Annotated in this window: 22 protein-coding genes and 2 pseudogenes; 11 read left to right on the plus strand and 13 right to left on the minus strand. The window is 45.9% G+C overall.

Annotated elements, in window-relative coordinates; all coding sequences use genetic code 11:
• Positions 1–30 precede the first annotated feature (30 nt).
• On the plus strand, positions 31–2,262 hold the full coding sequence (locus H6F66_RS20700; protein ID WP_190424803.1) for a glycoside hydrolase: 2,232 nt from the start codon (positions 31–33) through the stop codon (positions 2,260–2,262).
• 415 nt (positions 2,263–2,677) lie between these two features.
• Here the strand turns inward: H6F66_RS20700 and H6F66_RS20705 are convergent, their stop codons facing one another.
• Complete coding sequence (locus tag H6F66_RS20705) at positions 2,678–3,139, minus strand: DUF4383 domain-containing protein (RefSeq protein WP_190424805.1); 462 nt, start codon at positions 3,137–3,139, stop codon at positions 2,678–2,680.
• A gap of 155 nt (positions 3,140–3,294) precedes the next feature.
• Between H6F66_RS20705 and H6F66_RS20710 the strand changes: the two genes are divergently transcribed.
• Positions 3,295–3,507, plus strand: a complete 213-nt coding sequence (locus H6F66_RS20710; protein WP_190424807.1) for a hypothetical protein — start codon at positions 3,295–3,297, stop codon at positions 3,505–3,507.
• A gap of 156 nt (positions 3,508–3,663) precedes the next feature.
• On the opposite strand, the gene H6F66_RS20715 is transcribed toward H6F66_RS20710, so the two are convergent.
• The 3 genes and pseudogenes from H6F66_RS20715 to H6F66_RS20725 all read right to left on the minus strand — a co-directional run bounded on the left by H6F66_RS20715 (position 3,664) and on the right by H6F66_RS20725 (position 6,776).
• Positions 3,664–4,335 carry a GNAT family N-acetyltransferase gene (locus H6F66_RS20715; RefSeq protein WP_190424809.1) on the minus strand — a complete coding sequence of 224 codons (672 nt, stop codon included), beginning with the start codon at positions 4,333–4,335 and terminating at the stop codon, positions 3,664–3,666.
• Between the two features lie 473 nt (positions 4,336–4,808).
• Positions 4,809–6,179 (minus strand): annotated as a pseudogene (locus H6F66_RS20720) (aminopeptidase P family protein); the annotation flags it as partial.
• Positions 6,180–6,344: 165 nt separating this feature from the next.
• Positions 6,345–6,776, minus strand: coding sequence for an NUDIX hydrolase (locus H6F66_RS20725; RefSeq protein WP_190424906.1), 432 nt, complete (start codon positions 6,774–6,776; stop codon positions 6,345–6,347).
• A 211-nt stretch (positions 6,777–6,987) separates the two neighbouring features.
• Between H6F66_RS20725 and malQ the strand changes: the two genes are divergently transcribed.
• Entirely contained in the window at positions 6,988–8,496 is a 1,509-nt protein-coding gene (gene malQ, locus H6F66_RS20730; RefSeq protein WP_190424811.1) for a 4-alpha-glucanotransferase, read from the plus strand.
• A 71-nt stretch (positions 8,497–8,567) separates the two neighbouring features.
• Here malQ and H6F66_RS20735 read toward each other — a convergent pair whose 3' ends face one another.
• Both H6F66_RS20735 and H6F66_RS20740 read right to left on the minus strand, forming a co-directional pair.
• The gene (locus H6F66_RS20735; protein WP_190424813.1) at positions 8,568–9,374 is read right to left on the minus strand and encodes a RodZ domain-containing protein; all 807 of its coding nucleotides are present in this window, start codon (positions 9,372–9,374) and stop codon (positions 8,568–8,570) included.
• The gene (locus H6F66_RS20740) at positions 9,371–10,156 is read right to left on the minus strand and encodes a pseudouridine synthase (RefSeq protein ID WP_190424815.1); all 786 of its coding nucleotides are present in this window, start codon (positions 10,154–10,156) and stop codon (positions 9,371–9,373) included. The genes H6F66_RS20735 and H6F66_RS20740 overlap by 4 nt, the downstream gene beginning before the upstream one ends.
• Before the next feature lie 165 nt (positions 10,157–10,321).
• Here H6F66_RS20740 and H6F66_RS20745 point away from each other — a divergent pair, with 165 nt between their 5' ends.
• Positions 10,322–11,041 (plus strand): DUF2993 domain-containing protein, encoded by a 720-nt coding sequence (locus H6F66_RS20745; protein ID WP_190424817.1) that lies wholly within the window; start codon positions 10,322–10,324, stop codon positions 11,039–11,041.
• A 92-nt stretch (positions 11,042–11,133) separates the two neighbouring features.
• On the opposite strand, the gene H6F66_RS20750 is transcribed toward H6F66_RS20745, so the two are convergent.
• From H6F66_RS20750 to H6F66_RS20760, 3 genes are all read right to left on the minus strand, one after another.
• Positions 11,134–12,006 carry a phosphatidate cytidylyltransferase gene (locus H6F66_RS20750; protein WP_190424818.1) on the minus strand — a complete coding sequence of 291 codons (873 nt, stop codon included), beginning with the start codon at positions 12,004–12,006 and terminating at the stop codon, positions 11,134–11,136.
• Positions 12,007–12,259: 253 nt separating this feature from the next.
• Positions 12,260–12,862 carry a precorrin-6Y C5,15-methyltransferase subunit CbiT gene (cbiT, locus tag H6F66_RS20755; RefSeq protein ID WP_190424820.1) on the minus strand — a complete coding sequence of 201 codons (603 nt, stop codon included), beginning with the start codon at positions 12,860–12,862 and terminating at the stop codon, positions 12,260–12,262.
• A 45-nt stretch (positions 12,863–12,907) separates the two neighbouring features.
• Positions 12,908–14,407 carry an aminotransferase class I/II-fold pyridoxal phosphate-dependent enzyme gene (locus H6F66_RS20760; protein ID WP_190424822.1) on the minus strand — a complete coding sequence of 500 codons (1,500 nt, stop codon included), beginning with the start codon at positions 14,405–14,407 and terminating at the stop codon, positions 12,908–12,910.
• A 257-nt stretch (positions 14,408–14,664) separates the two neighbouring features.
• Here H6F66_RS20760 and H6F66_RS20765 point away from each other — a divergent pair, with 257 nt between their 5' ends.
• The 3 genes and pseudogenes from H6F66_RS20765 to H6F66_RS20775 all read left to right on the plus strand — a co-directional run bounded on the left by H6F66_RS20765 (position 14,665) and on the right by H6F66_RS20775 (position 16,423).
• A complete protein-coding gene (locus tag H6F66_RS20765) occupies positions 14,665–14,901 on the plus strand; it encodes a hypothetical protein (RefSeq protein WP_190424824.1) in 237 nt (78 codons plus the stop codon).
• Between the two features lie 49 nt (positions 14,902–14,950).
• Complete coding sequence (gene ychF / locus H6F66_RS20770) at positions 14,951–16,042, plus strand: redox-regulated ATPase YchF (RefSeq protein ID WP_190424826.1); 1,092 nt, start codon at positions 14,951–14,953, stop codon at positions 16,040–16,042.
• Between the two features lie 27 nt (positions 16,043–16,069).
• Positions 16,070–16,423 (plus strand): annotated as a pseudogene (locus H6F66_RS20775) (phage holin family protein).
• Positions 16,424–16,456: 33 nt separating this feature from the next.
• Here the strand turns inward: H6F66_RS20775 and H6F66_RS29055 are convergent.
• Complete coding sequence (locus H6F66_RS29055; RefSeq protein ID WP_277873820.1) at positions 16,457–16,591, minus strand: hypothetical protein; 135 nt, start codon at positions 16,589–16,591, stop codon at positions 16,457–16,459.
• A gap of 88 nt (positions 16,592–16,679) precedes the next feature.
• Here H6F66_RS29055 and H6F66_RS20780 point away from each other — a divergent pair, with 88 nt between their 5' ends.
• Together H6F66_RS20780 and H6F66_RS20785 are read left to right on the plus strand one after the other, a co-directional pair.
• A complete protein-coding gene (locus tag H6F66_RS20780; RefSeq protein WP_190424828.1) occupies positions 16,680–17,795 on the plus strand; it encodes a clostripain-related cysteine peptidase in 1,116 nt (371 codons plus the stop codon).
• A 318-nt stretch (positions 17,796–18,113) separates the two neighbouring features.
• Positions 18,114–18,539: a hypothetical protein gene (locus tag H6F66_RS20785; RefSeq protein ID WP_190424830.1), complete on the plus strand. Its 426-nt coding sequence runs from the start codon at positions 18,114–18,116 to the stop codon at positions 18,537–18,539.
• Between the two features lie 42 nt (positions 18,540–18,581).
• On the opposite strand, the gene H6F66_RS20790 is transcribed toward H6F66_RS20785, so the two are convergent.
• Together H6F66_RS20790 and H6F66_RS29060 are read right to left on the minus strand one after the other, a co-directional pair.
• On the minus strand, positions 18,582–19,412 hold the full coding sequence (locus tag H6F66_RS20790; RefSeq protein ID WP_190424832.1) for an ABC transporter permease: 831 nt from the start codon (positions 19,410–19,412) through the stop codon (positions 18,582–18,584).
• Between the two features lie 127 nt (positions 19,413–19,539).
• Positions 19,540–19,674, minus strand: coding sequence for a hypothetical protein (locus H6F66_RS29060; RefSeq protein WP_277873821.1), 135 nt, complete (start codon positions 19,672–19,674; stop codon positions 19,540–19,542).
• A gap of 81 nt (positions 19,675–19,755) precedes the next feature.
• Here H6F66_RS29060 and H6F66_RS20800 point away from each other — a divergent pair, with 81 nt between their 5' ends.
• Positions 19,756–20,436 carry a hypothetical protein gene (locus tag H6F66_RS20800; protein ID WP_190424836.1) on the plus strand — a complete coding sequence of 227 codons (681 nt, stop codon included), beginning with the start codon at positions 19,756–19,758 and terminating at the stop codon, positions 20,434–20,436.
• Between the two features lie 89 nt (positions 20,437–20,525).
• Positions 20,526–21,065: a DUF3172 domain-containing protein gene (locus H6F66_RS20805; RefSeq protein WP_190424837.1), complete on the plus strand. Its 540-nt coding sequence runs from the start codon at positions 20,526–20,528 to the stop codon at positions 21,063–21,065.
• Positions 21,066–21,127: 62 nt separating this feature from the next.
• On the opposite strand, the gene H6F66_RS20810 is transcribed toward H6F66_RS20805, so the two are convergent.
• Positions 21,128–22,270: an AMIN domain-containing protein gene (locus H6F66_RS20810; RefSeq protein WP_190424839.1), complete on the minus strand. Its 1,143-nt coding sequence runs from the start codon at positions 22,268–22,270 to the stop codon at positions 21,128–21,130.
• Positions 22,271–22,366: the final 96 nt, after the last annotated feature.

Here is a 22,366-nt window from a genome sequence, read left to right on the forward strand (position 1 = left end):
CCTATTACTCATTACCCATTACCTATATCTATGCCTCATCCCCTATACATCGCTTTCATCTGGCATCAGCATCAGCCGTTATACAAAAGTCGCACAGTTCAACAGTATCGTTTGCCTTGGGTGCGTCTGCATGGGACGAAAGATTATCTGGATTTAGTGCTGCTCTTGGAACGTTATCCCAAGCTGCATCAAACTGTGAATCTCGTTCCATCATTGATTTTGCAGATAGAAGATTATGTTGCAGGGACTGCAATAGATCCTTACTTGGCAGCATCTTTGACACCAGAGGAAGAACTGAGCGAAGAACAAAAAAGATTTATTATTGAACATTTTTTTGATGCCAATCACCACACTCTGATTGATCCTCATCCCCGCTACGGAGAGCTTTACCATCAACGTCAGGAAAAAGGGCAAAATTGGTGTTGGGAAAATTGGAATTTGTCAGATTACAGCGATTTGCTGGCTTGGCATAATTTGGCGTGGATTGATCCCCTGTTTTGGGATGATCCAGACATTGAAGGTTGGTTGAAGCAGGGGAGAAATTTTAGTTTAGGCGATCGCCAGCGCATTTACTCTAAACAGCGCGAAATCTTGAGCCGCATCATCCCTCAACACAAAAAGATGCAGGAATCTGGGCAACTGGAAGTAACGACCACGCCCTACACTCACCCGATTTTACCCTTACTGAGCGATACCAACTCCGGACGGGTGGCGGTGCCTAATATGACCTTGCCCCAGCAGCGGTTTCAGTGGGCGGAAGATATTCCCAGGCATTTACAAAAATCCTGGGATATGTATATAGACAGATTTGGACAGGAACCTCGCGGGTTATGGCCTTCAGAACAGTCGGTCAGTCCGGATATTTTGCCCTACATTGCCAAGCAGGGGTTTAATTGGATATGTTCCGATGAAGCGGTACTCGGTTGGTCGCTGAAACAATTTTTCCATCGCGACGGTGCGGGGAACGTGTATGAACCGGAGTTACTGTATCAACCTTATCGCCTACAAACTGAGTCCGGCGATTTGTCGATCGTGTTTCGGGATCACAGATTATCAGATTTGATCGGCTTCACCTACGGGGCGATGGAACCGCGCCGCGCTGCTGCGGACTTGGTGGGACATTTGGAAGCGATCGCGCGAAGTCTCAAACACCGTCAGCCTGGAGGCGGTACAGCCCTGGAACAGCCAAGGCTCGTCACTATTGCCCTTGACGGCGAAAATTGCTGGGAACACTACTACCTAGACGGCAAACCCTTCCTAGAAGCTCTTTATCAAACCCTCTCCCAGCACGAAGAACTGAAACTGGTAACAGTTTCCGAATACCTAGACCAGTTCCCCGCCACAGAAACCATCCCCGCCCAACAGCTGCACAGTGGCTCTTGGGTAGATGGTAGCTTCACCACCTGGATAGGCGACCCAGCCAAAAATCGCGCCTGGGATTTGCTAGAGGCGGCGCGAGAAGTCTTAGCTAAGCATCCAGAAGCAACCGAGGAAAACAATCCCGAAGTTTGGGAAGCGCTATATGCCGCAGAAGGTTCCGACTGGTTCTGGTGGTTTGGCGAAGGTCATTCCTCCAACCAAGATGCCATGTTCGACCAGTTGTTCCGCGAACATTTGTGTGCAATCTACCAAGCTTTGAATGAGCCAGTACCGCCTAACGTGCGCCAACCCGTGGAAGTCCACGAAGCGCAAGGCGACCATCGACCACAAGGGTTTATTCATCCGATCATCAATGGACTCGGTGACGAACAAGACTGGGATCGCGCAGGTCGCATCGAAGTCGGCGGATCGCGGGGTACGATGCACAAGAGTAGCGCGGTTCAGCGTCTCTGGTATGGGGTAGATCACCTCAACTTCTATTTACGGTTGGATTTCCAAGCAGGTCTTCAACCGGGTAAAGGTTTTCCCCCGAAGTTACATTTGCTGTGGTACTACCACAACCGGACAATGCACAACAGTCCGATTCCTCTAGCGAATATGCCGGATGAAGCGCCTTTAAACTATCTGTTTCACCATCATTTAGGAATTAACTTGCTGACTCAATCAATTGAGTTTCAGGAAGCTGGGGAAAATCATCAATGGCATCCTCGTTTTAGCCGCGCTCAAGTGGCTTTTGATAAGTGCTTAGAGGTGGCAGTTCCTTGGGCAGATTTGCAAATAGAACCAGATTATCCGCTGCGGCTGATAATGGTTCTGGCTGATGGGGAACAGTTCTCTAGTTATTTGCCGGAAAATGCTTTGATTCCAATTGAGGCTCCGTAAGGAAAAAGGTAAAAGCGCCTGACGATTAAAGTCGCAGCTAAACAAACTAAGCTTACAGCAGGCTTAGTTTGTTTAACTCCAGGTAGAAACCAGGGAAGTGTTACAAATATGTTTTTTAAAAGCTAAATAGTTAAGCCAAATTCATATCTGTTAATCAATAAGTCCGGGCAATAGTTAATTTGTACAAACAGACTTTATTGATATTTATAATCTTGTATTAAATCCTGCATTAAAACGCCAATTGTTATCAACAACAGCATTCAAACACTTTATGTAATTACATTTGAAACTTACAGAGAACCAGAATACTTCGCCTGAGTTAAAAGCATACTGGTTTTCTGTAAGGCAATTAGCGATCGCGCTAAACTGAATCTGATTAGACAATCGATAGGCTATATTTAAACGCTACTCTTTTTTAGCCCTGACCAGGAGTATTGGTCGCCTGTCCCGTGCTTATCTCCAATAAATCTGGTTTAACAAGGAAACCAAAGTACACTGCGATCGCGGCAGTGACTGCATGAAGCCAGACATCGTTGCCAAAGATTGGGATTAATCCCAATGTTGACTGGGTAGCAGGAATAAGCCCCATTACAGTTAGCAGCCCATAGAATATTCCGAGGAGTCCACTATAGAGGCGAGAACTGTCTAAAGATATGGATGCAAGAATTCCCAGAAGTCCCACGACGAGGTGAACAATATTGTGTAAGACATTGATAGGGAATATTCCCAATAAGTAACCGTATCCAGTTGTGAATCCAAGGTTCGCAACATCAGGTGTAACTGTAGGCTCTTTCACAAAGGCTGGAATAAATCCCATTACACCACAAAGAAAAAAGAAAATGCCGATAATCAAGGCGAATTTTTGCCCTGCTTTCATAATTAAACTCCCTACATATTTGATTTCACTTTAGACTGTATTCCCGAATCGTTTGAGTTTCCTAAGGGAGAGGTATTGAATATGCCTAGAGAAAGGTTTTGTGTTAAAGGCGATCGTAACTTATACTACAACTGAAGCGAATTTAGACTACCAATTTGAATCAAACACAAGAACCTAACCTTCTTTCCGGAATCGGAAAGGGAAAAGCCTCTACAGAAGAATACGAGAGCGACAGAATTTATCGCACCCAATTGCGTGCAATAGAAATATTCGTAGGGACACGGCAATTTCGTAGGGACACGGCATTGCCGTGTCCCTACAGTGTCATCTACGCAACTGCTATATTTGCAAAAACCGGATGCTGGTAAGGTATTTATTGGGTTTTGCTCCCCTCTACCCGCTCTAGTAGCGCATTTAACCTAAAATATTATGTTGATTCTGAAGCTGTTTCGGGGAAATAAAGCGATTCCAGCTTTTTTTAACCTTTATTTTGGGATAGACACGCTACAACAATTATTCTATTTCTAACTTTGATACCGCATGACCGCCCAAGAAATTCCAGTCAGCTTACTGTCGATTTTGAAAATGTTAAAACTTGCCTGAAGCGGCGATGATAAATCATGCCAAGGAACTATTACGAAGCCGAGTTGGGAATAAAACTGCACCAATTTAGGTTTACATACTAAATAAAGGGGTTGGACAGCTTCCTGAACAAGACGCTTCACTAAACAAGAACCTAATTGCTGACTGCGCCAGACTGGTGTAACAAACAGGTAATAAAGCATTGAGTGTGTAGTGGAGGAGTGTAATTCCCCACAGGCTACTAAGGTTCCATTGCATTCAATTACCCAGAAACGCGACCAATTTACTAGGGCGTAGGTAAAAATCGATAGCAAAAACAAAATAATCCCAAAGGTTAATACAACTAAGGAAATGAAAAGAAAAATAATTGTTGCTTCTAAAATAAATTTGATTAAAATAAAGTATTTAAGTAAAATCCATAGCTGTATATTTATAATAAAAAAGAAACCAAGCAAAAGCAGAATCAGGAAATTCAAAAGTATAATTCTTAAGTCAAATGCTAATGCTTCAGATGTGGTGAATTGAAGTAATAATTTCTGAAGTAACCATTTTTCGCTTTCACGGGCTGGTCGAATAATACACCCTGGTGGCAATGAAGGAGGTTGCTCAGTCATTTACAAATTTTGTATGATTAGGGGAATATTACCAGCACAAGAGCCGTTGTCACCTTAAAATAAATATGAAATTTATGGCGATCGCGATCGCACTCCTAAGCTGTCAACAGCATCTAATTCTCATAAATCTAGACTTGAGGAAAGTTGTCCATTTTTACGGAAAGTTGTTAAAACCTGACAAGGTTATAACAACTTTCCAACTCTTAAACGCCTTCAACCAGTTGTAAAGTGCAAATCATCCCATCCGGATATTTCGCCAGTGCCTTTTGTTTGGCGAGTTTATGATCTTCATCCAGAAAATATTCGCCACTATCTGATTCAATAGCAACAAACCAGCCAGCATAATCTTTAATCAGTTGGGGACGGACATCTTCAAAAACTGCGCGACAACGCTTAATAAAAGCAGGAATACTATTATTTGAAATTACATTTATTTGCTGCCGCCTCTCCACCCCTGAGCGTGATTCTTGTTTAACTAGCTGCTCCATTGTATCTACATTAGTTGGCAAAGCTGATGTTAAGACTTCGCTGCCTAACTCGGTAACTAAAACATCATCTTCAATGCGAATTCCCCGCACGTCAGCAAACTGAGAAAGTCGATCCCAATCAACAACATCTTGATATTTTGAACGCATTTCTATATTGTTCAAAATTGCCGGAACTTGATAGAATCCCGGCTCTATTGTGACTAACATTCCAGCACTCAAGGGGCGATTTAGACGCAGATAGCCCAAGCCAAAGCGATCGCTTCTAACTCTTTGCTCCTCATACCCCGCCAAATCCCCCAAATCTTCCATATCGTGGACATCCAAACCCACCAGATGACCGATTCCGTGGGGGAAAAACAGCGCGTGAGCATCCATTTCCACCAAATCTTCAGCCTTACCTCGTAAAATACCCAAATCCACCAAACCTTGGGCAATTACAGTTGCAGCAAGTAGATGAATATCCAGATACTCCACACCTGGGCGAATCTTGGCAATGCAAGCATCGTGAGCCGCCAGCACCACATTGTAAATATCTTTTTGGGTAGAAGAAAATGTACCAGAAACAGGCCAAGTGCGCGTCACATCAGCAGCCCAACCCATTGATGTCTCAGCACCCACATCCGCCAGCAGCAAATCTCCTGGTTGCAGCGAGTGGTGATACTGCTGATTGTGCAGAACTTCCCCGTGAACAGTGACAATACTGGGGTAAGCGCAGGTCATATTGTGGGAGATGATCACAGCCTCCATCGCCGCCCGTACACCTGCCTCAATTTTGGCTTTGGGTGTAGCCATCATCCCAGCTTTGTGAGCTTCCACAGTCACAGCAGCAGCCTCTCGCAACTCAGAAATTGCGCCAGCGTCATGAGTCAGCCGCAGTTTGATAATTGCTCGTGCCAACTCAAGATCAATGCCCTGAGATAATTTTGCTGGTGCTAATGAGCGGTTAAGTAAATGAGATTGTACTTGTTGGGTAGCAGCATCCTGCACAGAGATAGTAGCAGCACCAGCCGAGCGTGACTTCAATTGTGCGATCGCGAAAACTCCATCTGCCCCTATAGCTTTAGCAATTTCCTCACGTTTAGGCACTTCTCCATGCCAGAGGGCGCTATCTGGCGAAGCATCATCCATGAAAAGTTCCAATTTCCCGGCTTCCAGACGAATTGCGGCATTTTCCAAGGGCAACCCAGCAAAATAAAGAAAATGACTGCTGGCGCGAAACGGGAAAGTATTTGCCGGATAATTACGGGAACTGCTGCGCCCAGACCAGAGAATTACCGGAAAATCAATTAGCTCAGCTAATCGCGATCGCCTCCTCAATAGGGTAGCGGCGAGGTCTGATGTGGGGTGGAGTTGCATACCTACTAGGGGCCAATTTAGAACATATTCCTTCTGCTTAAAGTTTAACGTTACAGCAAAACAAGTCTGGGGATGCATCCCCAGATTCGGATTTTCGAGCGATCGCATATACCAAATCCGTCTGTTTGTCTTTTTACCCCGGACGGGGTTGGGGGTGGGGTGCTACTAAGACAAACCCGGTCGTATTCCATAATGGCGATAACGCCAATATTCGCGCAGAATTTTGTCGTGATCGAAACAAAGTTCCGTCGGAATCCGCCAAGATTCAAAAATCCCCACCGCCTTAGCATCATCAGCCGCTTTAGGTTCGCCCGTCGCCGTAGCAATAAAGACAACACTCATCGTGTGCTGACGCGGATCACGATTGGGATCGGAATACACCTGGAATTGTTCAACTAACTCCACCTTTAAGGAAACCTCTTCTGACGCTTCTCGCCGCGCCGCCGCTTCAGCAGATTCTCCGTAATCAATAAAGCCGCCCGGAATGGCCCAACCATAAGGAGGATTTTGGCGCAAAATCAATATAATCGGGCGATGCGGTCGGTCAACCAGCTCAATAATGATATCGACAGTAGGAGAAGGGTTGCGGTGAGTCATGTTGATATTTTGCCCCAAAAATGAATTGCCTACATTTTGCACCTGTTTGATGATGACAGGCGGGATACCCCTAGGGTAAGTCAAGGCACTGGGAAAAAAAAATTGCCCATCCCGTAAAGTATTTATCTGTAATCCTGCCTACAGATGGGTTTCAAACGCTGACCTCCCGTGATAATGTCAAAACGTTTGCGTACTCTCCATCAGGTTATTTATGCCGTTTCCCAGATCAAGTGGCATTTTGCTGCACCCCACCTCCTTTCCCAGTCGATTTGGCATTGGCGATTTAGGCTTAGAAGCTTATCGTTTTATAGATTTTTTGGTGGAGAGTTACCAGCAATTTTGGCAGGTTTTACCACTAGGCCCAACTGGATATGGTAATTCTCCATATATGTGCTATTCAGCGTTGGCGGGAAATCCGCTGCTGATTAGTCCAGAAAAGCTGCGCGACGCTGGGTTACTAACTGACGACGACTTTGCCGGATTGCCAGAATTTCCCCTAGATAATGTAGATTTTGAAAAAGCGATCGCCACCAAGATGCCTTTGCTTGCCAAAGCCTGCGAAAACTTTAAAGCCAAAGCTTCGCCACTTCAGCAAAGGGAATTTGCGGGTTTTTGCGAGACTAAGGCTAATTGGCTCGATGACTACGCTTTATTTATGGCGCTTCGCGAGGCACACGAGCAATCCAGCTGGTATACTTGGGAGCCGGAAATTGCCAAACGTCAAGCAGAAGCCTTAGAGCAGTGGCGGCAGCGGCTAAACAATGAGATTTTTTACCACAAATACTTGCAGTTTGAGTTTTTCCGCCAGTGGTCTGAACTGAAGAACTATGCCAACCTGCGCGGTATTGATATTATTGGCGATATCCCGATTTATGTAGCTCACGATAGCGCCGATGTTTGGTCGCATTCAGAAATCTTTTGCTTGGATGAAGAAACGGGGGAAGCGGCGCTAATGGCAGGTGTCCCGCCGGATTACTTCAGCGCGACAGGTCAGTTGTGGGGCAACCCAGTTTATAACTGGGAGGAATTGGAGAAGCAAAACTTTAAATGGTGGGTGCAGCGTTTTGAGTCGTTGCTGGATTATGTGGACATCATTCGGATTGACCACTTCCGGGGGTTTCAAGCTTATTGGGCGGTGAAGGCGGGTGAAGAAACTGCCTTGAGTGGGGAGTGGATTGAAGCGCCTGGAGATGTTTTCTTTGAAGTTCTGAATGAGAAGTTAGGCAAGCTACCCATTCTTGCTGAGGATTTGGGCGTAATTACAGAAGAGGTAGAGGCACTGCGAGACAAATTTGAATTTCCGGGGATGAAAATTTTGCAGTTTGCCTTTGGTTCCGATGCAGGCAATGGCTTTTTGCCATTTAACTATCCGCGCAACTGCTTAGTTTATACTGGCACCCACGACAATGACACTACGGTGGGTTGGTTCTATCAATTGTCAGATTATGAAAGGGATAGGGTGCTGCGTTATTTAGGTTGCATTAGTCCGGAAGGCATCCACTGGGATTTTATCCGGCTAGCGATGAGTTCTGTGGCAAATCAGGCGATTATTCCCTTTCAGGATATTTTGGGATTGGGCAACGATGCCAGAATGAATTTTCCCAGTAAAGCTGAGGGAAATTGGGGGTGGCGGTATCGGTCAGAGGCGGTGAATAATGAAGTAAGCGATCGCTTGAAATCGCTTACTGAACTTTTTGGTCGCGCCCCCATTAAAGACTGATGAGTTTTGCCAAGCACAAGTTGCTCCGGCTTTAGAGTTTTGAGTTTATTTAAAACTCAAAACTCTAAATCTCAAGACTTGGAATTGGCGGCAAAGGTTACTTCCCGAACTTTACCGGGATCTCCCAGTTTCTTTGCCTTTTCATCGTTAACAGCGATGAGGACAGCACCCGCATTTCCTGCTCTGACAATTAATTTCTCCTCCGCCACCCAAGTGCGCTGAGTACCTTGGGGGAGCGTTCCTTCAAACTGGGTCTTGCCATCCACTACCACCCGAATCCAAGAATCGGATTTCACGGTAACACCAACACGTACTGGCTTACCGTTTTGACTGGAACTGCTCAAGACAGCGGGGATCAGCGGCCCAGACTTTTCTTCTGGCGAATTTGAATTTATCTGGACTACTTTGTCAACTCCTTCCTGCTGCTCTATTGAACGCCGGAAGGATTCGCTATTACTACTCACTTCTAAGGCAGAACGATTTACGAAGTAGGACAAGCCATTCACCGCGCCAATGACCAGAAACACATACAGCAAGTAAAGATGAACCGGTCGCAGTTGAGCTGATGGCAAACGCTGCCAGGTAGGCTTAATGAACTGGAAAACAGGCCCTGTGGGGAAGTCGCGGGAGAATTCGGCACCGTTCATTCCCAACGCCTCAGCATACCGCTTGATAAACCCCTTAATATAGACAGGCTCTGGCAATATTGCCCAATGACTTTCTTCAATTGCCCTCAGCAGACGAACCTGAATCCGGGTCTTTTCCCCAACCTCCTCTAGGGAAAGCGACTGCTCCTGACGGAATTGGCGGAGGTGAGACCCAAGCTCTTTCAGCTTCTCGACTTGTTGCTGCTGAACATTGAGTGGATTCTCCTTCATACACGGCGCTCCTTGATGTCTGCTGGCACTTCTATTGATGTTAAGTTGACTTGGTTTTTGAGAAAAGTAATTTCAAAATCTTCTAAAAGACGATAAGTACCGGGGAACATTGACTTTCCTTTCCGTTCTAAATGAATCGGACCTATCGCGATGCGATGGAGATGGATGACAGGATAGCCTAGTTGCTCGGCAATACGTCGAATCTGGCGGTTTCTCCCCTCTGTCAGAACGACTTCCAGCAGGGTTTGAGAATCCCGCTTTTCCAGTACCCGAACAGGTGCGGGTAAAGTCTTTTGCCCAGACAGAATAACACCCTGACGCCAGTTGTCAAGTACGCTCTCTGGAGGATGACCCTGAATCCAAACCTGATATGTTTTCGGGAGGTGATAGCGAGGATGGGTCAGACGCAGCGTCATTTCACCGTCATTGGTAAGCAGCAATGCTCCTGTAGAGTCAGCATCTAAGCGTCCTACAGGGTGTAGTCCTTTACCTTCTCGCAGGTGCAGAGGCAATAAATCGAGAACGGTGCGGCGATTTTGGGGATCGCGGCAAGTAGAAACGACCCCGGCGGGTTTGTAAAGTAGAAAATACAGCATCCCAGGACGATGGGGGGGAACTATAATGCCATCTACTTCGATGTGGTCTTGTTCTGGATTCGCTGTTTGCCCCAGATGAACAACAGTACCATTAAGCCGCACGCGCCCTTCGAGAATCATTTTCTCTGCTTGGCGGCGTGAGGCAATACCCCTTTGAGAAAGAATTTTTTGTAGCCTTTCGGCCATAGGTAAGATTTATGCACTGACTGGGTAAGGGTTTAGGGTAAAGCCAGCCGAGGCGATGCCCCGGTAGACTATTTTGGATTTAGGATCTGGGATTTAGAATAAATCGCCTTTTCTTCAATCTAAAATCGACCACTGGCTATACTATGTACAAATATTACAGGAAGAATGCCATTGATTACTAAGCAGCAAAGCCGGATTATTAGCTCTGTGTTGTCCCCGGCTTGCCGGGTGTGGTTGCGATCGCAAGTATCTGCGATTGGTGATCTGAGCGTCAAAATCTCCGGGGGCGATCGCCAAATCCTCTCTGGTTATATTCCCAAAGTAGCGATCTCTGCCAGCCGTGCCATCTATCAAGGGCTGCATCTGTCTCAAATTCACCTAGTCGGAGAAAACATTCGCATCAATCTGGGTCAAGTTCTCAAAGGAAAGCCCTTGCGCCTTCTCGAACCAATCCCAGTTTCCGGTGAACTGTTGTTAGAAGAAGCAGACCTGAAAGCTTCTCTTGATGCACCCTTATTAGCCACGGCTTTAACTGATTTACTAGGGACACTGCTCTTGGCGGCTTTTCATATGCACCCAGCTGATATCTTAGAAGACCAGCAAATCAATTGGCAACAAATTACTATTGAGCCTGAGTGTCTGACTCTCAGTGGTACCCTTACAGACGCTACTAATTACACCAAGCCTTTCGTGCTTCGTACCGATCTCCAGCTAGCCAGCCCCCATGAACTGTTACTGGTTAACCCTTGTATCGAGATCCAGCAAAAGTTGGTGCAAGCTGAGGAAGGATTCAAAATAGATTTGGGCAAAGAAGTCGATATTCAGGAATTAACTTTGAGTCAAGGTCGGCTGATTTGTCGCGGCGGCATTACTGTAATTCCTTAATTGGGAATTGGGAATTGGGAATTGAGAATTGGCAAGAATCTTACCCAGTCCCCAGTCCCTAGTCCCCAGTCCCCAGCCCCCAGTCCCCAGCCCTACTTCTCTAGAACAGGTAACAACAGGGTGACGAAATAGTAAACCAAAGGCGCGGTGAAAACGTAACTATCAGCCCGATCTAAAATGCCGCCGTGACCGGGAATTAGTTGCCCGGAGTCCTTTACGCCAGCATCTCGCTTCATCATCGACTCAGTTAAGTCTCCTAGTAGACTGGCAATACCAATCAGCAGCCCTAAGGCGAAACCACTCAGTTGCCAAACGGGCCACTCAAGATACCAAGCCCCAGCTACCGCCACTGCTACGCTGCCGATTACTCCAAAAACAGCACCTTCGACAGTTTTTTTCGGGCTAATGTCGGAGAGGCGGGTGCGACCAAAGAACTTGCCGAAGATGTAAGCACCAATATCAGCTGCCCAAATACAGCCAAATGCCAGTAGTGTTGCTGTCAAGCCTTGGGGGAGACTGCTGATTTGGTGCCAGTCAGCACTCAGGGAGCCATTGAAGGGTTCGGCGTTGGCGATCGCGGGGGCGAGTCCAACGCGCAGCCGCACCCAGTAGCTGGGCAGGTAGCCGCCGTAGAATAAACCTAAAATTGAGGCGGAAATATCGGCAATTGTGGCAAGTTTGGGCTGAAATAGCAGGTAAAAACAAATTAAGGTTCCTGCTAAGGAAAACATGGCATCTGTCAGATCCGGTGCGAGTGCAGCTGTGAGTAACAAAACCTGACTTACTACCAATGTGGTTTTGGCGGCTGGGACAATGCCTTTGGCTCGCGTTAACTGAAAATACTCTAACTGACCGAGATAAATGATGATGCACAGACCAGCTGTAAAGAACCATCCTCCAAAGATCAGCATGGAGAGGGCCAAGGCGATCGCTACTATTCCACTAAAAATTCGAGACCAAGGCATAAGGCGCGTTCTCTCTTGACCCCAGCGAGGAGGTTAATAGAAATTTAATAAGATTAAGAATTACTTTTGCACACTTTAGCCTATCCGTAGCGGATTTGGGCGATTGATGCTGGCAATTCTCACCCTTATTCATCTTTGTGAAAGCGATCGCTTTGTTGCGACTAAAAAATCAATCCCTTCTGGTATGGATCTTAACGATAATTCTTCAGCCCTAACTCGCCTTTGAATATTGCCATTAGTCGCCTGAAAATCTTCAATCCAACTTTTCCCCGCTGAGAATAAAAATCGGATCGACTGCGGCAAAGGTTTGATGAACCCCTCGCGTTTCCAGACGGTTAACAGCAGACTGAACTACCTCAATATTCCGGGCTTGTAACTCTGCGAAACCTTCGGAGATGGCATAGAGACTTTCTAGATTAGCAGCTGTGGCAACTACTCTGCCTTCGGGTTGCAAGTATTGCCAGACTACTTTCAGGATGTCTTTGATCGGTTGTCCGCCCTCAATGCAAACCCGGTGGGGTGGAATAGGTAAATTTTTTAGACACTCTGGGGCGCTACCTTCGATAATTTCCACATTGCGGACTCCGAAGCGATCGCAGTTGCGACGAATCAAATTCGCCACGTCCTCATCCCTTTCTATTGCCACAATTTTACCTTTAGGACACAGCAAACCAGTTTCCACTGGGATCGTTCCGGTGCCTGCACCAATATCCCACAACACAGAATCTTGTTTAAGTCTGAGGAGGGACAACAAAAGCAACCGCACCTCTCGTTTACTCAGGGGTATCCCCGGCAACCTCTCGAACAGGTCATCGGGGATACCAGGAGTAACATAAGGCCACATTGGAGACGGCATAGGAACAATTCAGAGACACCTTTTGAGATGTTGCATTCAACGTCTCTACTTTCGCACAACCTTTAGTGTTTTGAGACTGGAATCGGTACAACCTGTAATGCTTCCACCTAAAGTAACAATTTGTTGCAGGTAGTCCAAAGCTGCGGGGGCGATCGCTTCTCCAGGCATCAAAACGGGGATTCCAGGGGGATACGGGCAGATTATCTCTGCACTAATGCGTTCTACAGCCTTTTCCACAGGAAGCGTTTCTGTTTGGGAGAAGAAGGCTTCGCGGGGGGAGAGGTAAGGATGAATGATAAAGGATGAGGGATGAATTTGCAGGTATTCTGCTTTCCATCTGGTGAATACATCCAGATAGGAGTTGGCAGTAGTTTGTGGGTGTTTCTCGGCTAAAGTTTGGAAGGCGCACACCAAACCGTCTATATCTGTCTGGGTGTTCCCCAAACTGATAATAAAGGTCAGATGTTGCAGCGATGCCAACTCAGAGGTAACGCCTAGCTTGTGATGGAGAATTTCATCAGCTTCAAATCCAGTCACGCCTAAACCAGAAACGCTGACAGTCAACCGCGTTGTATCTAAGGCAACAAAACCAGGGGTATTTGAGGATTCTAGAACTGATAATCCGGGAATTTTGCTAATTTTGGTTCTTGCGTGATTAGCTAGTTGCAAGGTTCTCGTCATCAGCGGTTTTCCGTGTATTGCCATTTGCTGCCTTGCCCCGTCGAGGGAAGCTAGGAGTAGATAGCTAGGGCTGCTAGACTGCAAAAGTTGTAAGGCAATGCTGATGCGATCGCTATCTACTAAGTTTCCCTGAACGTGCAGCATGGATGCTTGAGTTAGTGCCCCCAGTACCTTGTGAGTCGATTGAACGCTTAAATCTGCCCCGCCTGATAAGGCTGAGGCGGGCAAATCTGGGTGAAAGGCAAAATGAGCGCCGTGGGCTTCGTCTACCAATAGGGGGATACCGTGCTGATGGGACACTTGCGCGATCGCTTTCACATCCCCGCAAGCACCATAATAAGTCGGATAAACCATCATCACTGCCTTAGCGTCTGGATGCTGCTTCAAGGCGGCTGCAACTGCCACAGGGGTGATACTGTGAGCAATATCGGAATCGGGGTCGTATTCTGGATTCAGGAAAATTGGGATTGCACCCGAAACGATTAAGCCGTGGATAGCCGATTGATGGATATTCCGAGGCAGGATAATCTTGTCCCTAGGGTTACAGGTGGCTAAAATTGCCGCCATCACCCCACAAGTGGAACCATTCACCAAAAACCAGGTACGTTCTGCGCCAAACGCCGCCGCCGCGAGTTCTTGGGCTTTTTGGATAACGCCTTCTGGAGCAAACAAATTATCTAATTCTGGCAATTCTGCCAAATCTGCGGGAAACACCGCTGAACCTAATAAATCAGCCAAAGGCTGGGAAATGCCCTGCCCCCGCTTGTGTCCCGGCGTATAAAAGGGAGCATGATGCTTAGTAGCGCACTCCTGAATGGCATCCACTAATGGCGTGGTGATTTGAGACCCTGGTACAAAATCCATGCGCTAACTTTCTTGTTAATCGATGTGATTTCTGCCGCAGTTGGTTGGCTGCGGCTTTAAGATATATCCTTTCTGCCTAACAATTTAACCAGCGTCAAGTGCTAATGTTGATGCGTCGATACCTGCTAAAGTATTGAATTTGGATGCTGTTTGATTAATATTTAATCAGGAGGGTCAGGCGATGTAGTTACTCAGGGGGATGTGATGTTATTAGTTTTTACCTATTTTAAGAGGGTTCAGTAATTGGAGGCGATCGCATGATTAATCCCGTCCCTAACCCGATTCCCCAACCAGGTAATCCCATCCCCTCGCCAATACCCGATCCCATTCCTAGCCCGTCCCCAGTCCCAGAACCCATCCCGGGCCCAGCCCCAGAACCAGTGCCAGCACCCATCCCCCAGCCTGTTCCGGGGCCAGTACCAGAACCAGTGCCAGCGCCGATTCCTCAGACTGTTCCAGGGACAATTCCTCAAACGATTCCTGAACCTGTCTGAAAAAATTTCACCCAGTCTCTACCCTGCTAATCGTCAAATTAAATTCAAAATGCTAAGAGCCGGAATTGTCGGACTTCCCAACGTCGGAAAATCAACCTTATTCAACGCCTTGGTTGCCAACGCCAAGGCAGAAGCTGCCAATTTCCCTTTTTGCACTATCGAACCCAATGTCGGTGTCGTTTCTGTGCCAGATGAAAGGTTAAACGCCCTGGCTAATATTTCCAGCTCGGTGCAAATTGTACCGACGCGAGTTGAATTTGTCGATATTGCTGGTTTAGTGAAAGGCGCTAGCCAGGGGGAAGGACTGGGTAATCAATTTTTATCCCACATTCGAGAAGTTGATGCCATAGTTCATGTGGTGCGCTGTTTCGAGAATGATGACATTATCCACGTTGCCGGCTCTGTTGACCCAGCGCGAGATATTGACATCATCAATTTGGAGTTAGCTTTAGCAGATTTATCCCAAGTTGAGCGACGAATTGAGCGCACCCGCAAAGCTGCGCGTACCAGCAAAGAAGGACAAATTGAGCTTGCTGCTTTAGAAAAATTGGGCGCTTTATTAAATGAGGGCAAACCAGCGCGGCGGGCTGACTTAAATGAAGAAGAATCTGAAGCGCTCAAAGGATTAGGATTGCTCACTGGCAAACCAATTATTTATGCTGCGAATGTGTCTGAGGATGACTTAGCTACTGGTAATGAATATGTGGAGCAAGTGCGGCAAATTGCGGCCCAAGAAAATGCCCAAGTCGTAATTGTTTCTGCCCAAGTGGAAGCGGAATTAGTCGAATTACCAGAAGAAGATAAAGCTGAATTTCTCGGATCTCTTGGCGTTGAAGAAGGCGGATTGAAATCTCTAATTCGCGCCACTTACGAACTTTTAGGCTTGCGTACTTACTTTACCACTGGCCCGAAAGAAAGCCGCGCCTGGACAATTACAGCGGGAATGACAGCGCCTCAAGCAGCAGGTGTGATTCACTCAGATTTTGAGCGCGGTTTTATCCGGGCGGAGACTGTCGCCTATGAAGATTTAGTTGCAACTGGTTCCATGAATGCTGCGAAGGAAAAAGGCTTAGTTCGCAGTGAAGGTAAAGAATATATTGTCAAGGAAGGCGATGTGATGCTGTTCCGTTTTAATGTCTAGGTTATTTACGCCCCGGAGACACAAAAGATGGATATTGTTTCGCTTCTGGTTGCTTGGCTAGTCACTGCTGTTAGCTTGTTTATCAATTTCCAAATTACCAATCGGTGTTGAAATTGACACTTTTCCCAAAGCCCTCATTTTAGCAGCAGTTTTTGGACTTCTGAATGCGTTAGTCCGTCCAGTTATTTTCTTTTTGTCTTTGCCAATTACCATCCTAACTTAGGTCTTTTCCTCTTTGTACTCAACGCGATTATCTTTGGTTTAGCTGCTTATTTAGTACATGGATTTCGCTTGCGCTGGGGAATTTTGAGTGCGTTGATAGGCTCAATTGCACTCAGCATTATCAACTCTATTATCTATAAGTTGCTGGGCGCGTTTTAGTCCATAAGCTGATTTTTGTTTAGAAACGCGCATTTATCGCGTCTCAAAACCCGGTTTCTTATATAAGCCGAGTTTTGAAGCGTTGCGAATTGGTAAGAACCAGCGAGGAAAAGAGCGATCGCTTGCTCTTGCGAGTTCCTTTGCAGAGGTTAGCATCGAACCATTCATAGACAATCAGTAAATTACCAGCTCTATGAGGCGCAGAAAATTCTTTCAGTATTCAGCGTTAGGTAGCGCTTCCTTTTTAGCGAACCTGATGTTACTCAATCAAAAGCAGACAGATATTATTGCTACAAGTATGAGCAACAAGCGGCTCTATGATTGGATTTTTTTATATTGGATGCCCTATGATAATGACCTCTCAATCTTCGGCACTCCTATTATTGATATGCTTACGAAAGGTGTAAAAAGTGACAATATTCTTTTAGCAGTACAATCCGATTTAATTGGAGATAAAAAACTTTCAAGAAATGTTATTACGCAAGGAAATATATTTACTCATAAATTAAATGCTGCTAACAGCGGAAGCGAAGAAGTTTTTGCCGAATACCTCAACTGGGCTAATTTACAATTTCAAGCTAAAAAGTGGGCGATTGTTTTTTTAGGGCATGGGGGTCGTTTGGATGAAATAAGCCCAGATGGACACCCTGAACCAGACTTGGCTTCAAAAACTAAATGGATGAATATCCAAAAATTGAGTGATATTATCGCAAATTTTAATCAGCAAGTAGGCAAACGGGTGGAGTTAGTTTTCTTTCAAAATTGCAATAAGGGAACTATTGAAGTAAACTATACTTTTCGAAATACAGCTAAGTACACTCTTTCTTCCCAATTACTGCTAGGCGCTCCCAATTATTATTACGAGCAATTGTTTAGCTTTTTGGGGCGTAAGCCAGAAATTAATGGAGGACAACTAGCCGAAAAGATTATGGAGTTTGAACCTTTTGATATGTACCATAGCTACACATCTATAAATAATAGCGATATTAGCAACCTATCCGCAAAAATTAATCCGCTTATAGATACAGTTCTGTCAGCTAATATAAAGACTATAAATCTGAGTAACCTGATAAGTTACAATTATATGGGAGATCGGTTCGTCGATGTTGTCTCCTTTTTTCAAACCATCACTAAGCAGTCGGGCGCAAATCAACAAAAATGTGATGAGTTTATTTATTTTTTAAACAATTCAATCATTCATAAAGTGAAAAAAGATGGCAAGTTACTTGGCTCCCCTCCAGAATATAAAAATTTTTCGGGGCTTGGTATCTTTTTCCCTGAAAGCAAGCAAAAGCTAGAAAAGTACCGCTATTTACAAGTTTTTTCGGACTTAAAACTTGTCGAACTTTTTGAAGCTATTCTAGTTAGCTGAGAAATTAAGTCAAGAGAGCAATACCTAGCCCTACTAAATTACTTAGTCTTGCTGGTGAGTAAATTGCTCAGCGGGAACGCGCGATCGCTTCTTTTTTCACAACTAATTTTTGTTTTACTTATACCAATATGTCACTTTCTGCAAGCGTTCAATAGCTTGAAATAGGGAAACAAATACAACAAATAAAACTAAAAAATACAACTAATACGAATAGGCTTTACTTAAAAATCAGTATATTTACTGAAGCTTTGAAGCGTGGAACTAAGGGAGAATTTGCACACATAGCTCTTTGCTAGAGCAATTGAAGGGTGCGACTCAATGTTTATTAAACAACTCTCAGTAAATACCGCAGCCGCCGCGTTAATTACTCTTGGAACCGTGGCAGCAGCAACGGTAATATCTTTTTGTTCCATTACCGATGTGGGAACGCTTGGCAGAAGGCAAAGCTACCCCAAGGGGATCAACAACTCCGATCGGTTGATAGATGGGTCGCACATGATGTGGGAAAATGGCGCGATCGCTACCCTTGCTGAATTGGCTACATCCAGCAGTCCTAAGGACATTAAGAACTCACAGCAAGCGATCGCTCAAGTGGAAAATTGGTATGCACTGCAAGCCTTCCTTCCCCGCATTGCTAAAATACAACATCCCGATAGCTCTAATAACGCCCTTCAAAGCGATCCCCAACTGATTGTGTCACAAGATTCTCAGAGTGTAAGAGCGCTAAATCGTAGAGATGAATAAGCTACAGTAAACCACCCTTGAAGCGATCGCTTCACCCTACTATTAATCTTGTTGGTGAGCAAATTGATAAGCACCGACGAAGGAAAGCGCGATCGCAGCCACCAGCAAAACTGGTATTGCGTACCAGGGAAACTGGGACACTGGGAAATAGGCAGCAGCGCGTAAGCCAATGCTGGTATAAGTTAAGGGTAGGAAATAGACAATTACCTTCAGGGCTGCGGGGAGAGTGGCAGGATCGAAAAAAGTCGCTCCCAAAAACGACATGGGAATGATTAAAAAGTTATTGTACAGACCGACAGCTTCAAGCGATCGCACGCTCAACCCGACAATCACACCCAACCCGGCAAATACAGCGCAATTCAGCACCACCAATAGCAGAAACAACGGGTTCAAAAAACTCCAAATTTTTCCGGTAAATAGCACCGCCACCACAATTACAGCACCAGCCGTCAATAACCCCCGCACCACTCCCGCGAGCATTTTGCCCAAGTGCAAAGCTAGAGGATGTACGGGAACCAGCAGCATTTCCTCAAACGTCTTTGTGTAGAGGCGTTCTCCACAAATGGAAAACGTTGTACCAGTGAAGCTAATCACCATTGATGATAGCGCCACCATCCCCGGCAGCATAAATTCTAAGTAGTTATTGTAGTTGCTGCTAATTCCTGCACCAGGCTTAATGGAGCTACCCAGCCCTAAGCCAAAAGCCAGAATGTATATTAAAGGCGATACCAGTCCAGATGCCGCCACAGGCAGAATCCTAACTCGTAAATCTAACCAATCCCCCCAAAATACGGTGAGAGTGTCGGCGATCAGGGTCTGAAACTGGGAGCTTTTCAAGGTTTTGCCCAAATTATGGGACGCTTGTGATTTCACAGATGCCAGCCAATTGAGAGAGTTTCTTAATTTCTACTTTACATTTCTCAAACGCTCAACCGACTGGAGATATAGGGGCTGGGGGCTGGGGGCTAGGGACTGGGGACTAGGGACTGGGGGCTGGGGACTAGGGACTAGGTAAGACTTTTTCCTCTTCCCCAATTCCCAATTCCCAATCCCCAATTCCCAATGCCCAATCCCCAATTCCCAATGCCCAATCCCCACTCGTCAACCAAGGGCAAAATCGGTAAAAATAAAACAACGCCCACTCTCACGGAAAGTAACCGCTGGAGCGATCGCACTGATGACAAGACTTCTGATAATCTTTTTCATATTCTTAATTTTGGCACTTGCTTACATTATTACTGAGCAACGTAGAACCAAAATTAAACAAATTAAAAGCAGCCTTGTGGTTTTGGTGAAAGGTGCCGAACAAAAATATCCCAATCTACCTCTAAAAAATTATGGAATTCCTTTGATGGTTAGGCGGGAGAATCGAGTGCAAATAGTCTTTCCCAGACTGACGCAGAATGGTGATGTTGAGTACATTTATTCCTGGCATGACCTGAAGGATGTGCAGGCAATTGCTCCCATATCCAAAACCAACGATCCCAAGCTAACTACTATAAAAGAATTGGCTCCTATTATTAAAGAACATTGGCAAATAGAGCCTGAGATGTCAGCACTTGAGCAGCAATATAGTAAGATTAATAATTTAGCAAATTTAGTATCAACTTCTGATGTATATTCAGTCCAAATTGATACTTATGACAGAGCATTAAAAGAGGTAGAAAAATTGCTTTCAAAAGCCGAACAGTTACAAAAGATATATGTTCGCTTAATTAGAGAAGCTTTAATCGGAGTTCAAGTTGCTGAATATAATCCGGATAGTCTTCAAGTCTCGCAGATGGCTTTTGATTCGCAGTACCAACGGCTTAAACAAGAGTATCAAACTATGAAAGATGTCGCCCATGCCTATTCCCAACTGTTGAGGGAAAGCAGAAGCCAGGAAGAGGAGGAGTAATACCTCATCCTTGCATCTCTAGTCATACTAGGAAAAGAAGAACAGTGCGATCGCTCCCTACTAAGTTTGGTAAAATTACCTAACCGACGATGAAACGTAAATCTAAATACCCTACCTCTGACCCCTATACTGCCCCTAAAGCTTCTAAATCATCCCCTTTCAATTACACTTCCATCGCCATCATTGCTGGCGTGTTTATTTTGGGAATTGGGGTGGGGATTGGCTTTAGCTCCACAGCGACGTTTACTCCAGAAAACGTGGCATCTCGCGATTTTATTGACCGCGCTGCACCAAATCCTGAGCTTTGCGTACAGTATGGAGCTAGTGCTATGGTCATGGATACCCGCGTCTATGTAACGTTGAATCCCTTCAATGTCTATGTTTCTCAGCCGAATATGCGTCCCGGTTGTGTCTTGCGTAGCAATAACTGGTCTATTCTGGAGCAAAGAAATTTGGTGACATCGGATCAGGTGCGGGATTGCAAGAACCGGATGAACACCTTTGGCTACACAGGCGCTCTAGAGGGTACGCCCGATATCCGCTGCATCTATCAGAACGATGGCGCTAAAAACTTCTTCCTGAATCAGCCGGGAGCAGGCCCAGCAGCACCGGAAACAAATAAATTCTAGAAGGTTAATGGCTAATGGCTAATGGCTAATTTTTAATTGCCATTAGCAAAAAAAATACAACTTTATCGCAAATCCTTGGTTAACTTAACTTGTAGGATTTGATTTGGTACGATACTGTTTTCGGGGACCTGTCGAGCGCGTCGCAAAAGTGGCGATCGCGCTGTTAGGCGAATGTTACGTCCGCCGAGAGAAATGGCTTGGACAATGAAGCGACTGCCACTCCGGTCGCTCTCAAAGCGCCCAATTACCTGCGTGCCAGTTGGGAAAATTATATTGCCAGCTTTGTCGAGTATTTCTTCCTGTAGCAGCAACACCTCTTGCCTTGAGGAACCAGCCTGCAATTTTAATATCTTATCTCCCGGATATCTTAAAATCAGCTCGCTTCCAGACGGCAGCATCACATTTGGGTTGACATACGCCAATCGCCTCTGTACAGGTGCCCCTGCATCAATTTCTAGCGATGGTAGGTTTGAGGACTCTTCTGTTCTACTTTCGCGCACAGGTGAGGCGGTTTTCGGTGTTGGCAGCGGTTGACCAAATTCAACCACTCTGGTGACAGAAGTTTGAGACTCCCTCAGTGGTGTTGGTGCTGTTTCCCGTTGCAGGGGAGGAACGCTGACTGAGACGTTACTATTAGGCGAAAATCTCGCTGGGGGAAGCGTTCCGGTTGGCAAGTTAGATCCGGTGCTTGTCGGGTTCAGAGGCGGTACGCTCACCACACCAGCGCGATCGCTTCCGAAAAAGTTAGCAGGGGGAAGCGTGCTGCCTTCAGGCGCTGCGGTTTGAACTCCAGAAATTAGGGGACGCAACACCCAGCGAACCCCTTCTAGAGGTCGCCCTTGTAGGGCATCGCCTCCCACCTGTTGCAATTGCACCTGTTGCGGTGTCAACACCACCTCTGGCGACAGATCCATCACAATTCGGGTGACACCAGCCTGAAAGCGGGAAACCCGAATTTGCCGCACCAGTCCTGTATAAGATTGTTGAGTTTCCACGCTTCCCAACTCGGTATCGGGTAAATCTAGAACAATCCGAGGCGGTTGAGTTAGTAGGAAATACCGCGGTGTCGTTCCCTCATCCACAGTCACTTCCAACTGATTTAAGGATGGGTCAAATCGCCAATTTGTCAAGCGGGCAGCTAGAGCCGCTATATCGACAGCGAGAGCCAGAATTGCGATCGCGCCAGCGAGACTAAAGGTTTTCAAAACTATTTTTGCTCCCCACATCACTATTGACTGAAAAACGCTGCTTCCAGTTACAGCAATTGTCTCCGTATTTTCAGCGATTTATGTCACCAAACA

The sequence above is a fragment of the Trichocoleus sp. FACHB-6 genome (assembly GCF_014695815.1).
Classification (GTDB): Bacteria; Cyanobacteriota; Cyanobacteriia; order Cyanobacteriales; family FACHB-T130; genus Funiculus; species Funiculus sociatus.